General features: G+C 62.7%; 10 protein-coding genes and 1 tRNA gene. 4 read left to right on the forward strand and 7 right to left on the reverse strand.

All coding sequences use genetic code 11. From position 1 onward, the window contains the following. Window positions 1–16: 16 nt before the first annotated feature. Window positions 17–1,471, reverse strand: coding sequence for a glutamate synthase subunit beta (locus X735_RS157500; RefSeq protein WP_023810073.1), 1,455 nt, complete (start codon window positions 1,469–1,471; stop codon window positions 17–19). 140 nt (window positions 1,472–1,611) lie between these two features. Next, window positions 1,612–6,348 (reverse strand): glutamate synthase large subunit, encoded by a 4,737-nt coding sequence (gene gltB / locus X735_RS157495; RefSeq protein ID WP_023810074.1) that lies wholly within the window; start codon window positions 6,346–6,348, stop codon window positions 1,612–1,614. Between the two features lie 494 nt (window positions 6,349–6,842). Between gltB and X735_RS157490 the strand changes: the two genes are divergently transcribed. Next, complete coding sequence (locus X735_RS157490) at window positions 6,843–7,892, forward strand: low specificity L-threonine aldolase (protein WP_023810075.1); 1,050 nt, start codon at window positions 6,843–6,845, stop codon at window positions 7,890–7,892. A gap of 72 nt (window positions 7,893–7,964) precedes the next feature. Here the strand turns inward: X735_RS157490 and X735_RS157485 are convergent, their stop codons facing one another. After that, complete coding sequence (locus X735_RS157485) at window positions 7,965–8,432, reverse strand: Hsp20 family protein (RefSeq protein ID WP_013529716.1); 468 nt, start codon at window positions 8,430–8,432, stop codon at window positions 7,965–7,967. A 480-nt stretch (window positions 8,433–8,912) separates the two neighbouring features. Between X735_RS157485 and X735_RS157480 the strand changes: the two genes are divergently transcribed. Next, window positions 8,913–9,890 (forward strand): alpha/beta hydrolase, encoded by a 978-nt coding sequence (locus tag X735_RS157480; protein WP_023810076.1) that lies wholly within the window; start codon window positions 8,913–8,915, stop codon window positions 9,888–9,890. A gap of 97 nt (window positions 9,891–9,987) precedes the next feature. On the opposite strand, the gene hisN is transcribed toward X735_RS157480, so the two are convergent. Further along, window positions 9,988–10,761: a histidinol-phosphatase gene (gene hisN, locus X735_RS157475; protein ID WP_023810077.1), complete on the reverse strand. Its 774-nt coding sequence runs from the start codon at window positions 10,759–10,761 to the stop codon at window positions 9,988–9,990. A gap of 327 nt (window positions 10,762–11,088) precedes the next feature. Beyond that, window positions 11,089–12,030, reverse strand: a complete 942-nt coding sequence (locus X735_RS157470) for an N-formylglutamate amidohydrolase (protein ID WP_023810078.1) — start codon at window positions 12,028–12,030, stop codon at window positions 11,089–11,091. A gap of 164 nt (window positions 12,031–12,194) precedes the next feature. Between X735_RS157470 and X735_RS157465 the strand changes: the two genes are divergently transcribed. Continuing rightward, window positions 12,195–12,557, forward strand: coding sequence for a response regulator (locus tag X735_RS157465; RefSeq protein ID WP_006199474.1), 363 nt, complete (start codon window positions 12,195–12,197; stop codon window positions 12,555–12,557). Between the two features lie 116 nt (window positions 12,558–12,673). Continuing rightward, window positions 12,674–12,748 (forward strand) — tRNA-Val (locus X735_RS157460). 154 nt (window positions 12,749–12,902) lie between these two features. Here the strand turns inward: X735_RS157460 and X735_RS157455 are convergent. Both X735_RS157455 and X735_RS157450 read right to left on the reverse strand, forming a co-directional pair. Beyond that, window positions 12,903–13,109 (reverse strand): hypothetical protein, encoded by a 207-nt coding sequence (locus X735_RS157455; protein WP_023810079.1) that lies wholly within the window; start codon window positions 13,107–13,109, stop codon window positions 12,903–12,905. 184 nt (window positions 13,110–13,293) lie between these two features. Beyond that, window positions 13,294–14,448: a dihydrodipicolinate synthase family protein gene (locus X735_RS157450; protein ID WP_023810080.1), complete on the reverse strand. Its 1,155-nt coding sequence runs from the start codon at window positions 14,446–14,448 to the stop codon at window positions 13,294–13,296. Between the last annotated feature and the right edge of the window lie 200 nt (window positions 14,449–14,648).

The following is a 14,648-nucleotide window of genomic DNA, read 5'->3' on the forward strand; positions in this document are numbered from 1 at the left end:
GAGTTTCCAAACGGGCTCAGCGCGGGAGAACGCTCGACCCCATCAACGCCTCGTCGATCGAGCGTGCCGCCTGGCGGCCCTCGCGGATTGCCCAGACGACCAGCGACTGGCCACGACGCACGTCGCCGGCCGCATAGAGTCTGTCGACGCTGGTCCTGTAGTCCCGGTCATTGGCCTCGACATTCCTGGAACGGCGGCTGTCGGTGGCGATCTTCATCTGCCCGTCCAATTCTCTCGCCACACCGGCCGCGGCCGGCCCGGCAAAGCCGATGGCGATGAAAGCGAGATCGGCACGAATGACGAATTCGGTACCGGCGATCGGCTTGCGCTTGTCATCGACCTCGCAGCACTTGACGCCGGTCAGCTGGCCTTCCTCGCCGATGAATTCGAGCGTCGCCACCTGGAATTCGCGCTCCGCGCCCTCGGCCTGCGAGGACGAGGTGCGCATCTTGGTCGCCCAGTAGGGCCAGACCGAAAGTTTGTCTTCCTTCTCCGGCGGCTGCGGGCGGATGTCGAGCTGGGTGACACGCACGGCGCCCTGGCGGAAGGCCGTGCCGACACAGTCGGACGCTGTATCGCCGCCGCCGACGACGACCACATGCTGGCCGCCGGCGATGATCGGATGCGACGGCCACGCCACCGACTGGATCGGTTCGCCGCCGACTCGCCTGTTCTGCTGCACCAGATAGGGCATCGCGTCATGCACGCCGCCGAGATCGTCGCCGGGAATGCCGGCCGCGCGCGGCGTTTCCGATCCGCCGCAATAGAGCACCGCATCATGTTCGGCGAGCAGCTCGGCAACCGGCTTGTCGACGCCGACATTGACGCCGCAATGAAAGGTCACGCCCTCACCCTGCATCTGCTCGATGCGCCGGTCGATGTAGTGCTTCTCGATCTTGAAGTCGGGAATGCCGTAGCGCATCAGCCCGCCGGGCCGGCTTTCGCGCTCGTATACATGAACATCGTGGCCGGCGCGGCCAAGCTGCTGGGCCGCCGCCATGCCGGCAGGGCCGGAGCCGATGACGGCGACGCGCTTGCCGGTTTTCTTTTCCGGCGGATAGGGCCTGATATGGCCGGTTTCATAGGCCTTGTCGGCGATCGCCTGCTCGACCGTCTTGATGGCGACGGGAATGTCCTCGAGGTTCAGCGTGCAGGCTTCCTCGCAGGGCGCGGGGCAGATGCGGCCGGTGAACTCCGGGAAATTGTTGGTCGAATGCAGGTTGCGGATCGCGTTGTCCCAGTCGCCATTGTAGACGAGGTCGTTCCAGTCTGGGATCTGGTTGTGGATGGGGCAGCCGGTCGGCCCGTGGCAGAACGGAATGCCACAATCCATGCAGCGCGCGGCCTGTTTCTCGACCTCCTTGTCCGACATCGGCAGCGTGAATTCGCGGAAATGCCGGATGCGATCGGAGGCCGGCTGGTACTTGTGCACCTGCCGGTCGATTTCGAGAAAGCCTGTTACCTTGCCCATAGTCCAGTTCCTGCTGTCCAGATGGTACGGTTTTCGCCGCACCCGTTAACCCCTTGAGGCAGCCATGGCAACCTTTCGCACGAGGTCAAACTATCGATGAAGATGGGCCGGGAAACCTGGGCCTCCCGGCAATTCCAAATCTATTCCGCCGCCACGCCCATGCGCATGCGTTCCATCTCGATCAGCGCGCGGCGGTATTCGACCGGCATGATCTTGCGGAATTTCGGCCGGAATGTCGTCCAGTCGTCAAGGATCTCGCGGCCACGTACCGACCCGGTGTAATGCACATGGTTCGAGATCAGCTGGTAAAGCCGCTCCTCGTCATGGCTGGTCATGTCGCCGGAGACGTCGACGCGGCCCTTGTGATCGAGGTCGCCGCCATGGTGCAGCAGCCTTTCCATCAAATCGTCTTCTTCGGGAACCGGCTCCAGCTCGACCATCGCCATGTTGCAGCGCTCGGCGAAGTCGCCTGCCTCGTCAAGCACATAGGCAACGCCGCCCGACATGCCGGCGGCGAAGTTGCGGCCAGTCTGGCCGATGACGACCACGATGCCGCCGGTCATGTACTCACAGCCATGGTCGCCGACGCCTTCGACGACGGCGGCGACGCCCGAATTGCGCACGGCGAAACGCTCACCGGCGACGCCGGCGAAGTAGGCCTCGCCCTCGGTTGCGCCATAGAGCACCGTATTGCCGACGATGATGGACTCAGCCGCGACGATCTTGGCCCCTTCCGGCGGCCGGATGACGATGCGGCCGCCCGACAGGCCCTTGCCGACATAGTCGTTGCCGGCGCCGACAAGCTCGAATGAGATGCCGCGCGCCAGGAAGGCGCCGAAGGACTGGCCGGCGGTGCCGGTCAGCTTCACCTGGATCGTATCCTCGCGCAGGCCTTTGTGCTTGAAGCGATTGGCCACTTCACCCGACAGCATGGCGCCCGTGGAGCGGTCGACATTGCGGATGTCGACCTCGATCTTGACCGGCTGCTTGCTTTCGAGCGCCGGCTTTGCCAGCTCGATCAGCTTGCGGTCGAGCACGTCGTCGATCGGGTGCTTCTGCCGCTCGGTCCAATGCACGGCCTCATGCGGCGCATCCGGCTTGAAGAACATCTTCGAGAAATCGAGCCCGCGTGCCTTCCAGTGCACGATCAGGTCGCGCTTTTCCAGAAGATCGGTGTCGCCGATGATCTGGTCGAGATGGGTGTAGCCCATCTCGGCGAGCAGCTCCCTGACCTCTTCCGCGACGTAGAAGAAGAAGTTGATGACATGCTCGGGCGTGCCCTTGAAGCGCTTGCGCAGCACCGGATCCTGAGTCGCGACGCCGACCGGGCAGGTGTTGAGATGGCACTTGCGCATCATGATGCAGCCGGCCGCGATCAACGGCGCGGTCGAGAAGCCGAATTCATCGGCGCCGAGCAGCGCGCCGATGATCACGTCGCGTCCCGTGCGCAACCCGCCATCGACCTGCAGCGCAACGCGCGACCGCAGACCGTTCAGCACCAGCGTCTGGTGCGTCTCGGCAAGGCCCATTTCCCATGGGCTGCCGGCATGCTTGAGCGAGGTCAGCGGCGAGGCGCCCGTGCCGCCATCATAGCCCGAAATGGTGATGTGGTCGGCGCGTGCCTTGGCAACGCCCGCCGCAACCGTGCCGACGCCGACTTCCGACACCAGCTTGACCGACACGTCGGCCGCCGGATTGACGTTCTTCAGATCGTAGATCAGCTGTGCCAGATCCTCGATCGAATAAATGTCGTGATGCGGCGGCGGCGAGATCAGGCCGACGCCCGGCGTCGAATGCCGGACCTTGGCGATGGTCGCGTCGACCTTGTGGCCGGGCAACTGGCCGCCCTCGCCGGGCTTGGCGCCCTGCGCCACCTTGATCTGCATCATGTCGGAATTGACGAGGTATTCGGCCGTGACGCCGAAACGCCCCGAGGCGATCTGCTTGATCGCCGAGCGTTCCGGGTTCTTGCCGCCGCCGGGCAGCGGCAGATAGCGGTCGGCCTCTTCGCCGCCCTCGCCGGTGTTCGACTTGCCGCCGATCTGGTTCATCGCGCGCGCCAGCGTCGTGTGCGCTTCGCGCGAGATCGAACCGAACGACATCGCCCCGGTCGAGAACCGCTTGACGATGTCGGCCGCTGACATGACGTCGTCGAGCGCCGCCTTCTTGCGGCCGGTTTCTCCGGCCAGCTTGATCTTGAACAGGCCGCGAATGGTCTGGGCGCGGGCCGTCTCGCTGTCGATCTGGGCGGAATAGTCCTTGAACGTTTCCCACGATCCCTGGCGCACGGCGTGCTGCAAGGTGGCGACAGCGTCGGGCGACCAGATATGGGCCTCGCCGCGCATGCGGTACATGTACTCGCCGCCGACCTCGAGGCTGTTGCGCAGCACGGGGTCGTTGCCGAAACCGTCATTGTGGCGGCTTAGCGTCTCGGCCGCGATCTCGTCCAGCCCGACGCCTTCGATCAGCGTCGCGGTGCCGGTGAAATATTGCTGCACGAAATCGGTCTTCAGGCCGATGGCGTCGAAAATCTGCGCGCCGCAATAGGACTGGTAGGTCGAGATGCCCATCTTGGACATCACCTTGAGGATGCCCTTGCCGATCGACTTGATGTAGCGCGTGACGACTTCGTAGGCGTCCACCTCCTTCGGCAGTTCCCCGCGCTTGTGCATGTCGAGCAGCGTGTCGAAGGCAAGGTAAGGGTTGATCGCCTCGGCGCCATAGCCGGCAAGGCAGCAGAAATGATGCACTTCGCGCGGCTCGCCGGATTCGACGACGAGCCCGACCGAGGTGCGCAGCCCCTTGCGGATGAGGTGATGATGGACCGCAGCCGTAGCCAGCAGCGCCGGGATGGCGATGCGGTCCGGCCCGACCTGGCGGTCGGACAGGATGATGATGTTGTAGCCGCCGGCGACCGCCGCCTCCGCCCGCTCGCACAACCGGTCGATGGCGCCCTGCATGCCCGCGGCCCCTTCGGCCGAGCCATAGGTGATGTCGATCGTCTTGGTGTCGAAGCGGTCCTCGGTGTGGCCGATGGAACGGATTTTTTCGAGATCGCCATTGGTCAGGATCGGCTGGCGCACCTCAAGCCGCTTGCGGCGCGAATTGCCGACCAGGTCGAAGATGTTGGGCCGTGGCCCGATGAAGGACACCAGGCTCATCACCAGCTCCTCGCGGATCGGGTCGATCGGCGGATTGGTGACCTGGGCGAAATTCTGCTTGAAATAGGTGTAGAGCAGCTTCGACTTGTCCGACATCGCCGAGATCGGCGTGTCGGTGCCCATCGAGCCCACCGCCTCCTGGCCTGTTGTCGCCATCGGCGACATCAACAGCTTGGTGTCTTCCTGGCTGTAGCCGAACGCCTGCTGGCGATCGAGCAGGCTGACATCCTTGCGCAGCGCGCGCGGCTCGACCGGCTTCAAATCTTCGAGGATGAGCTGTGTGTTGGCGAGCCAGGTCTTGTAGGGATGCTTGGTCGCGATCTCCGACTTGAGCTCCTCGTCGGAGACGATACGCCCCTTCTCCAGGTCGATCAGCAGCATCCGGCCTGGCTGCAGCCGCCACTTCTTGACGATCTTCTCCTCGGGCACCGGCAGCACGCCGGCTTCCGAGGCCATGATGACGCGGTCGTCGTCGGTGACGATGTAGCGTGCCGGGCGCAGGCCATTGCGGTCGAGCGTGGCGCCGATCTGGCGTCCATCGGTGAAAACCACCGCCGCCGGCCCGTCCCACGGCTCCATCAGTGCCGCATGGTATTCGTAGAAGGCCTTGCGATCGGCATCCATGAGCTTGTTGCCGGCCCAGGCTTCCGGGATCAGCATCATCATGGCATGGCTGAGCCTGTACCCGCCCTGGAACAGGAACTCGAGCGCATTGTCGAAGCAGGCGGTGTCGGACTGCCCGTCATAGGAGATCGGCCACAGCTTCGAGATGTTGTTGCCGAACAGTTCGGAATCGACCGACGCCTGGCGCGCGGCCATCCAGTTGTTGTTGCCGCGCACGGTGTTGATCTCGCCATTGTGGGCGACCATGCGGTAGGGATGCGCCAGCTTCCAAGACGGGAAGGTGTTGGTCGAGAAGCGCTGGTGGACGAGGATCAGCGCGGTCTCGAAGCGCGGATCGATCAGGTCCTTGTAATAGGCGCCGACCTGGTAGGCCAGGAACATGCCCTTGTAGACGATGGTGCGCGCCGACAGCGACACGCAATAGGCGCCGATGTCCTTGTTGTCGTTCTCGGCGTAGATGCGGCCCGATATCACCTTGCGCAACAGATAGAGCCTGGCCTCGTATTCCTCGTCATCGGTAATGTCTGGCGTGCGGCCGATGAATATCTGCCGATGGAACGGCTCGGATGCCACGATGTCAGGCGCCTTCGACAGCGACGAATTGTCGACGGGCACGTCACGGAAACCGATGAGCGGAAGCCCCTCGGATTGCGCCGATTCGGCAATGATGTCCTCGATATGGGCGCGAAGGGCCACGTCTTGCGGCATGAACCAGTGTCCAACGCCGTACTGGCCGGCCGGCGGCAGGTCGATGCCCTGGGCCGCCATCTCCTCACGGAAGAATTGGTCGGGAAGCTGCACCAGCACGCCGGCGCCATCGCCGACCAGCGGATCGGCGCCAACGGCGCCGCGATGCGTCAGGTTTTCGAGCACAGCCAGCCCGTCCTTGACGATCTGGTGCGACTTCACCCCCTTCATATTGACGATGAAGCCGACGCCGCAGGCGTCATGCTCGTTGCGAGGATCGTAAAGGCCCTGGGCGGAAAGGCCGTTGGCGGTTCGGCCAATATCGGTCCGGGACATGGTTTTGACGGTTGCCGCTTTCGTCTGCGCGGCCTGGCCGTTCGTCGCAGAGTGCGTCATGTCCGTCATCTCCTGTCCTCCATTCCCAGCCATTCAGGCGCTGGTTTGCCTCGGCAAGCGCTTGGCTCACCCTGATCCTTGTGGCACGTCTTGCGAAATCCTTGCCGAACCAGGCGGCTTTTCGCATGGATCGCATCTGGTAATCGTACAGGCCAGAGTCTGGCTGTCCACCTGTCGCTCGCGGCAACAGCCGGAGAGGCCCAAATGATACGCCAATCCAGCTCGTTTTGTGCGACAAAATAAGACAGCACTACTGTCCTAAATTTTTATTGCAGAAATCTGGGACGCACACAAGACCGATTCACAAAAAACTTGGGCTTTCCGCGACAGAAAATGTCGTGAAGTTGAGGAAAAACGTAAGCTTCAGTCTTCGACCCGGGCTTTGTCGGTTGGCTGGCTTTACCATTTTTCCGGCGCCTGGCCCCTTGCGGTCCGCTCGCGAAACCGGTCAACTTCAGGCTGATTTCCCCAAAGCCCCGATCTCCCAAGACATAGGCAGATGCATGTTCTTCGCTTCCGACAATTGGGCAGGCGCCCATCCCAATATTGCCGCCGGCCTGTCGGCCAATGCCGGCGGCTTTTCCACCGCCTATGGCGACGGTGCGCTCGACCGGGCAGTCTACCAGCGCTTCAGCGAGATTTTCGAACGAGAGGTCGCGGTGTTCTTCGTGGCCACCGGCACGGCCGCCAATTCGCTGGCGCTCACCGCTTACAACAAGCCGGGCGGCATTTCCTTTGCTCATCGCGAATCGCATGTCATCGAGGACGAATGCGGCGCGCCGGTGTATTTTTCCGGCGGCTCTCGCCTGCATGAGATCGATGGCGCGCTGGGCAAGATCGATCCGCACAATCTGGAAAGGACCATCGGCCGTTTCGCACCGGAAATCGTCCATTGGGGACGACCGATGGCCGTTTCGATCACCCAGTCGACCGAGGTCGGCACCATCTACGGCCTGGATGAGATCGAGACGATCTCCGCGATCGCCAAACAATATTCGGTGCCCCTGCACATGGATGGCGCCCGCTTTGCCAATGCGTTGGTCGCACTCGAGACGACACCGGCCGAAATGACCTGGAGACGCGGCGTCGACATCCTCTCCTTCGGCGGCACCAAGAACGGCTGCTGGTGCGCCGAGGCGGTCGTGCTGTTCGATCTTGATCGTGCCAGGGAATTGGCCTTCCTGCGCAAGCGCGCCGCCCAGCTGTTTTCGAAATCGCGCTTCGTGGCGGCGCAGTTCGAGGCCTATTTCAAGGATGGACTGTGGCTGGACACCGCCCGCCACGCCAACGCTATGGCCGCACGCCTTGCCGCCGCGATCGAGGATTCGGCCACGGCCAAGCTGGCATGGCTGCCGCAGGCGAACGAGGTTTTCGCGGTGATCAAGAAAGCCGAGGCCGAGGGGCTGCAGGCCGCGGGGGCCGCCTTCTACGACTGGCACAAGCCGCATGGCTTTGACGGCCACATCGGCGAGGACGAGTTGCTCTACCGCTTCGTCACCAGCTTTGCGACGACAGCCGATGAAGTCGACCGTTTTGGCCAGCTGATCGCCTGATAACGGATATCCCCGACAACAAAAAAGCGGCGCCTTTCGGCGCCGCTTCCGTCTCGGGAGGAGACTTGTACTTTAGGCAGCGGTCTTGGCCTCGATCTGCTTGGCCTTGGCCGAAGACGCCGTAATGGCGATCTTGCGCGGCTTCAGCTCCTCGGGGATGTTGCGCTTGAGGTCGACGAAGAGCAGGCCGTTCTTCAGCGAGGCGCCAACGACCTCGACGTGGTCGGCAAGCTGGAAGCGGCGTTCGAAAGCCCTCGAGGCAATGCCGCGATAGAGCAGCTCAGAGCCTTCGCCGGTACCCTCGTCCTTGCGCTCACCCTTCACGGTCAGCACGTTGCGATGGGCTTCGATCGAGATTTCCTCGTCCGAGAAGCCGGCAACCGCCATCGAGATGCGGTAGGAATCCTCACCGGTGCGCTCGATGTTGTAGGGGGGATAGGTCTGCGCGCCATCCGGCTGCGCAAGCGAATCGAGCATCGTGAACAGACGGTCGAAGCCGACGGTGGAGCGATAAAGCGGGGAAAAATCAACGTGACGCATGAGGTGTTCTCCTGTTGAGCAACATGGTTTGCGTATGGCCGGTGCGAAACCCTTGAGCGGCGTTTCGGGTGGGCCAGCGGCCCCGACATTGGCGACCGCACCAGACATTTGGGGAGCGCTGGAAAGCATTTCAAGATTTCACCTGGCGGCAAAAACCACGGCGGCAGGCCCCTTGATGAACGGCAGATGAACCGGCACTTCGGCGCGCGTTCAGGCAGCCGGCGCTAAAGTCCATTACAGGATCAAGGACTGGCGGCGCCCATTGCACAACAGGCACCGCAACGAGGCCGACCGGGTGTAACGTCCCTTCCTCCCGGATCGACAGAGGCCGGAAGCACGCTTTCGAGCGGCTTCCGGCCTTCCCTGGCGCAGCCTCCCCTTCACCGGGAATTCCTTGGCTTTTGGCGCATGGGCGTCTATCACCTTAGCGGAGCCGGCCAGCGCAGGCGGGCATGCGAGACGCCGAGCACGAAGCGCCGAATGACGGATCTTTTCACCGAAAACTCCCTTTTTCACGAAATCGAGGGCAATCCGCGGCCGGAAAACGCCACCGGCGGCTTCTTCACCACGCGTGACCGCAAGAATATCCGCTACGGCCTGTTCGGCGCAGTCGCTCGCCCGATGAAGGGCACCGTGGTCCTGCTCACCGGCCGCAACGAGTGCATCGAGAAATATTTCGAAACCATCCGCAACCTTGCCGATCGCGGCTTTGGCGTCGCCACCCTCGATTGGCGCGGCCAGGGCGATTCCGACCGGCTGATCCGCGATCACCAGCGCGGCTACGTCAGCAGCTTCCGCGACTACACCGCCGACCTCGAACAGTTCTTCGAGGAGATCGTGCTGCCCGATTGCCGCGGACCGTACTACATCCTCGCCCATTCGGCAGGTGCCTTGATCACCCTGCTTGCCGCCCCGTCGATGGTGAACCGCATCCGGCGCATGGTGCTGATCGCGCCCTTCCTGACGCTGCCCGACCTGCCGGTCTCGATCTCGACGGTTCGCCGCGTCTGCTCGTTGTTCTGCGTTCTCGGCCTCGGCCGGCTCTATGCCGCCTGGGGTCCGCGGCCGAAGGTGACGGCCCCTTTCGAGACCAACAAGCTGACGTCTGACCCGGTACGCTATCGACGCAACACGCGGCTCTATGAAGAACATCCGCAACTGGCGCTTGGGGGTCCGACGATCCGCTGGCTGCGGGCAGCCGCGAAAGCCTCCGAAGCTGTCAGCGACCCCGACTTCATGGCAGGGATTCAGGTCCCCCTGCTGATAATCGCCGCCGGCGCCGACCAGGTCGTCTCGACCAGGGCCGTGGAAACCTACGCCAGGCGTCTGCGGCTCGGTTCGCTGCTGATGATCGATGGCTCCCGCCACGAAATCCTGCAGGAAGCCGACATTTATCGCGAGCAATTGCTCGCCGCTTTCGACGCCTTCATTCCCGGGAGCGACGACCCCACAGCCTGACAGGCGCCGGTCGCTGGCCCGCTCCCCAAGGGGTGCGCCGGCAGTAAAACGACTGCTTCAAGCGGTCGGCATCACCTGAATGGCAGCGGACGCTCGTTTAGCCGCGCAAGGCGGCCATGGCGGCGGCATGAAGCTCCGGCGTCGCCGCGGCGAGCACATCGCCGCCCTGTTCCGCCGGCCCGCCATCGAATGTGGTGACGACGCCGCCTGCCTTTTCGATAATCGGGATCAGCGCCACGATGTCGTAGGGCTTCAATCCGGGATCGGCGACGATGTCGACGCTTCCTGAGGCGATCATGGCGAAGGCATAGCAATCGGCGCCATAGCGGGCGAGCTGGATCTGTCTTTCGAATGCATCGTAACGGTTGCGCGCCTCGCCCTTGAACAGGGCCGGCGTGGTGGTGAACAGCGTCGCTTGGTCCAACTTCGTCGTCTTGCGGGTCGTCAGTTTTCGCGGCCCGCCTGGCCCCTCATAATGGGAGCCCGAGCCGTTGGCGTAGAAAAGCTCGCCGGTGAAGGGTTGCGCCATCATGCCGGCAACGGCGTCGCCGTCGATCGTCAGCCCGACCAGTGTGCCCCACACCGGCAGGCCGGAAATGAACGCGCGCGTGCCGTCGATCGGGTCGATCACCCAGACATGCCGGCTCGAAATGTTCTCGCTGCCATGCTCTTCACCAAGAATGCCATGGTCGGGATACTCAGCAGAGATCAGCGCCCGGATGGCGCGCTCGGCCTCGCGATCGGCCTCGGTGACCGGATCGAAACTGCCCTGTTCCTTGTTGGCGACCGCACCTTGGCTGCGAAAGCGCGGCAAGGTCTCCGCCGCTGCCACCTGCGCGATGCGGCGCATGAAACCGACACTGATGTCCAACTGATTCTCCCGCACTGCAGCATGTCCGAGCCGTGCTCTGCCGCCAATTTCGTACCAAAACAAGAGTGTTCGACGACTTTTCCGCGACGGCATCTGTTGCCCGGATGTCACACAAGCGTCGTCGAAACGCAATTTCCACATCAGAGTGAATTAAAAAAGCCTCAAGGTCGCTTGACATTTGTGCAGCGCACAATACCCTTGATCTCGGACAGGGTTTCCTGTCCATGCCCTCCTTGGGCGTTTCCTCCCTAGACTTCGACCGTATCGTGCAAACGATGCGGTCTTTTTTTACGCCGCGATTTCACTCTGCGGCCAACGGCCGGTCGCTCACTCGGCGGCTAGCGGCAGGTCGATGAAATGATGGTCGGGCATCGACATCAGGTCGGCTGAGAACCGCGTCAGGTCGTCGGCCAGCGCATCGAAGCCGCCGGCCTTCTCGAATGTCCGCTCGTTCATGTAGAGCCCGCGATTGACTTCGATCTGCAGCGCATGCAGATGGCGCGCCGGGCGGCCGTAATGCTCGGTGATGAAGCCGCCGGCATAGGGCTTGTTGTGGGCAACCGAATAGCCCATGGCGCTGAGCAGGCCGATCGCGGTCTCGGTCAGGGCGGCGGTTGCCGAGATGCCGAAGCGGTCGCCGATGATGAAGTCGGGCCGCAGGCCGCTGTCGCCGACACGGATGCTCGCCGGCATCGAATGACAGTCGATCAGCACGGCAAAACCGAACCGCGCATGGGTCCTGGTCAAAAGCCGCTTCAGTGTCTCGTGATAGGGCTTGTAGACGGCCTCGATGCGGGCAACGGCTTCGGCCAGAGGCAGGCGACCGGAATAGATGTCGAGCCCCTCGCCCACCAGCTTCGGCACCGTGCCAAGCCCGCCGGCCACCCGCGCCGAGCGGATGTTGCAGAAAGACGGCACTGGCTCGGCGAACATGCGCGGATCGAGTTCCCACGGCTCGCGATTGACGTCGAGATAGGCGCGCGGAAAATTCGCTGCCAGCAACGGCGCGCCTAGCGCCACGGCGCCGCCGAACAGCTCATCGACGTAACAGTCTTCCGACCGGCGGATGGCATTGCGGTCCAGCCTTGCCATGGCCAGGAAGCGTTCGGGATAGTAGCGGCCGCTATGCGGCGAGTTGAAGAGGAAGGGGACGCGCTGCTCGGCGCCCGACCGGATTTCGAAGGGTGGAAAGACCGAAAAATCCTCGGCTGCCGTCTTCAATTTGAGCGAACCCGAAAACACCAGTGCATCATGATGTGAAAGTGTCACCTTGCAGGCCGCGTGTCCAGCATTTCAGCGGCAGCACGCGCCCTGGCAAATATGGATCATCGCCGTCCGCGTTCACTTGATGTTTACCCTCACCTCCTCATATACAGGATGGTTAACGGGCTTGCCCAACGGCAATCTCGGGCGGGTGATTCGGACGGGATATCATGGCACGCATTCTTCTGGCGGAAGACGACGACGATATGCGTCGGTTCCTCGTCAAGGCGCTGGAGCGCGCCGGTTACCAGGTCAGCGATTTCGACAATGGCGCCAGCGCCTATGAGCGGCTGCGCGAGGAACCGTTCTCGCTGCTGTTGACCGACATCGTCATGCCGGAGATGGACGGCATCGAACTGGCGCGGCGCGCCACCGAGATCGATCCTGATTTGAAAGTCATGTTCATCACCGGTTTCGCCGCCGTTGCGCTGAACCCGGATTCCAAGGCGCCGAAAGACGCCAAGGTGCTGTCGAAGCCCTTCCACCTGCGTGACCTCGTCAACGAGGTCGAGAAGATGCTGCAGGCGGCCTGAGCCGTTTTCTAGGCAAGGCGCCGCGCCTCTTCGCCACTGCGGCGAGACGACGCCTTCTTTCCTTTTTCCTGCTATTGACGCGCTGGATCAAAAATGGTGTATGCGCGGCTTCGGATGGGCGTGTAGCTCAGCGGGAGAGCACTGCATTGACATTGCAGGGGTCACAGGTTCAATCCCTGTCACGCCCACCATCCAACCAGACGATCAGACTTGAATCGGCATCCTGGCCCGCTCGCCCGAGCTGGACAATTTTCGTTCGCCCAAGGGAAGCTGGACACTGGCGAGTTTTTCGAGCGCAACGCGCCCGTCCCGGCGTTTGACCGGAACGGGCCGCACTCGATCAGATCATTGCGGCGCTGGATCAGGCGTATTTCCCGGCCTGTCGCCGCCGCCCTTGCCTTCGCGACAAGGCTCTCCGAGACCGCAGCATTTGCCGTTGTAGGTGACGCCAGGCTTCAGCTTGTCGCATTCCCTGGGAGCGGTTGTCTTGCAGCCGGCCAGCACCGAAACGGCGATGGCGGCCAAAAGGACGTTTCTTGAAACAGTAAACATCAGACGTTCTCCTTGATGGACCATGTTTGGACACATCGCTTGGTCGCGCCTCGAGAGAAATTGGTTCACAAGAAAATTGGTGACGCGAAAACCACCCTGCGGTCGTTCGACAGCGGAAACACCTGGGCAGGCGCAGCAATCGCGTGGCGACGCGTCCTCTTCGACCGGTCAGCCTTTCCGCGCTTCAGATGCCCGCGACGGTGCAAAGGCTCTTCATTCTGGCTACCGCCAGATCGGGATCAGCGAGCAATCCCGCCTGGTCGGCAAGGCGGAACACGTCGGCATAGTGACGGATGCCGCGCGCCGACTGCATACCGCCGACCATCGCAAAATGGTCCTGATGGCCATTCAGCCAGGCCATGAAGACGATGCCGGCCTTGTAGTACTCGGTCGGCGCTTCGAAGATTTTTCGCGATAGCGGCACGGTCGGCGCCATCAATGTGTCATAGCCGGCGCGGTCACCCTCCGCCAGTTTCGCCAGCGCTGCATTGGCGACCGGCGCAATCGCATCGAAAATACCGAGCAGTGCGTGCGAGTGTCTTTTCTCGTCGCCGGCGATCAGTTCGGGATAATTGAAATCGTCGCCAGTGAACATGACGACGCCGTCCGGCAGACGGTTTCTCAGCGCGACCTCCTTGCCGGCATCGAGCAGTGAGATTTTTATCCCCTCCACCTTGCCAACGTGGCGTTCGATGATGGCAACAACTGTATCGAGAGCAGTCTCGAAATTCTCGCTGCCCCAATAGCCCCTGAGCGCCGGATCGAACATGTCGCCCAGCCAGTGCAGGATGACCTTGCCGGATGCTTGGGACAGGATGCGGTCGTAGACGCCGACATAGTCGTCCGGCCCCTTGGCCACTGCCGCCAGTGCCCGGCTGGCCATCATGATCGCCTTGCCGCCCAAGCCTTCGATGAAAGCGAATTGCTGCTCATAGGCGGCGATCACATCGTCCAGCGTCCTGGCGGCGGCGGGCGCCAGATGGTCGGTGCCGGCACCCGAGGCGAGATCGGCGCCATCGACGGTACGCGCCTCGGCGATCGAACGGCGGATCAATTCCTGCGCGCTTGCCCAGTCGAAGCCCATGCCGCGCTGCGACGTGTCCATCGCTTCGGCGATGCGGAATCCCAGCCGCCACAGATGGTGACGGAACGCCATCGTCCTGTCCCAGTCGACCACCGGCCTGGACCACGGATCGGTCATGGCGAGCGGATCGGCAACGACGTGCGCAGCGGCATAGGCAATACGCGAAAATCGCGCGCCGATGTCAGACTGCACCGGTTCGCCGACCAGCGTGTACCGGGTGCTGCCGCCACCCTCACCAGGCAAGGAAATGTCCATCGATCTCTCCCTTCGCAACGCTACTAAATGGAACGTTCCAATAAATCAAGAACCTTTAAGATTCGGGCTCCACGGTAGGAAGAATGCTGCATTGCAACACTAATCCTTGTGGAGCAAGCCATTTGAGTACGCACAATCGGCGTTCGAGGCGCGGGAAAATCCCGATTGACTTACGAGCGGAGCGGAGATTAGAACGTTCC

It is taken from the genome of Mesorhizobium sp. L2C084A000 (assembly GCF_000502875.1).
In the GTDB taxonomy this organism is placed as follows: Bacteria; Pseudomonadota; Alphaproteobacteria; order Rhizobiales; family Rhizobiaceae; genus Mesorhizobium.

Excerpts from the sequence above, each read along its gene's own strand:
- X735_RS157500 (WP_023810073.1), bottom strand. The coding sequence starts at position 1,471 with ATGGGCAAGGTAACAGGCTTTCTCGAAATCGACCGGCAGGTGCACAAG.
- gltB (WP_023810074.1), bottom strand. The coding sequence starts at position 6,348 with ATGACGGACATGACGCACTCTGCGACGAACGGCCAGGCCGCGCAGACG.
- X735_RS157490 (WP_023810075.1), top strand. The coding sequence starts at position 6,843 with ATGTTCTTCGCTTCCGACAATTGGGCAGGCGCCCATCCCAATATTGCC.
- X735_RS157485 (WP_013529716.1), bottom strand. The coding sequence starts at position 8,432 with ATGCGTCACGTTGATTTTTCCCCGCTTTATCGCTCCACCGTCGGCTTC.
- X735_RS157480 (WP_023810076.1), top strand. The coding sequence starts at position 8,913 with ATGACGGATCTTTTCACCGAAAACTCCCTTTTTCACGAAATCGAGGGC.
- X735_RS157465 (WP_006199474.1), top strand. The coding sequence starts at position 12,195 with ATGGCACGCATTCTTCTGGCGGAAGACGACGACGATATGCGTCGGTTC.
- X735_RS157455 (WP_023810079.1), bottom strand. The coding sequence starts at position 13,109 with ATGTTTACTGTTTCAAGAAACGTCCTTTTGGCCGCCATCGCCGTTTCG.
- X735_RS157450 (WP_023810080.1), bottom strand. The coding sequence starts at position 14,448 with ATGGACATTTCCTTGCCTGGTGAGGGTGGCGGCAGCACCCGGTACACG.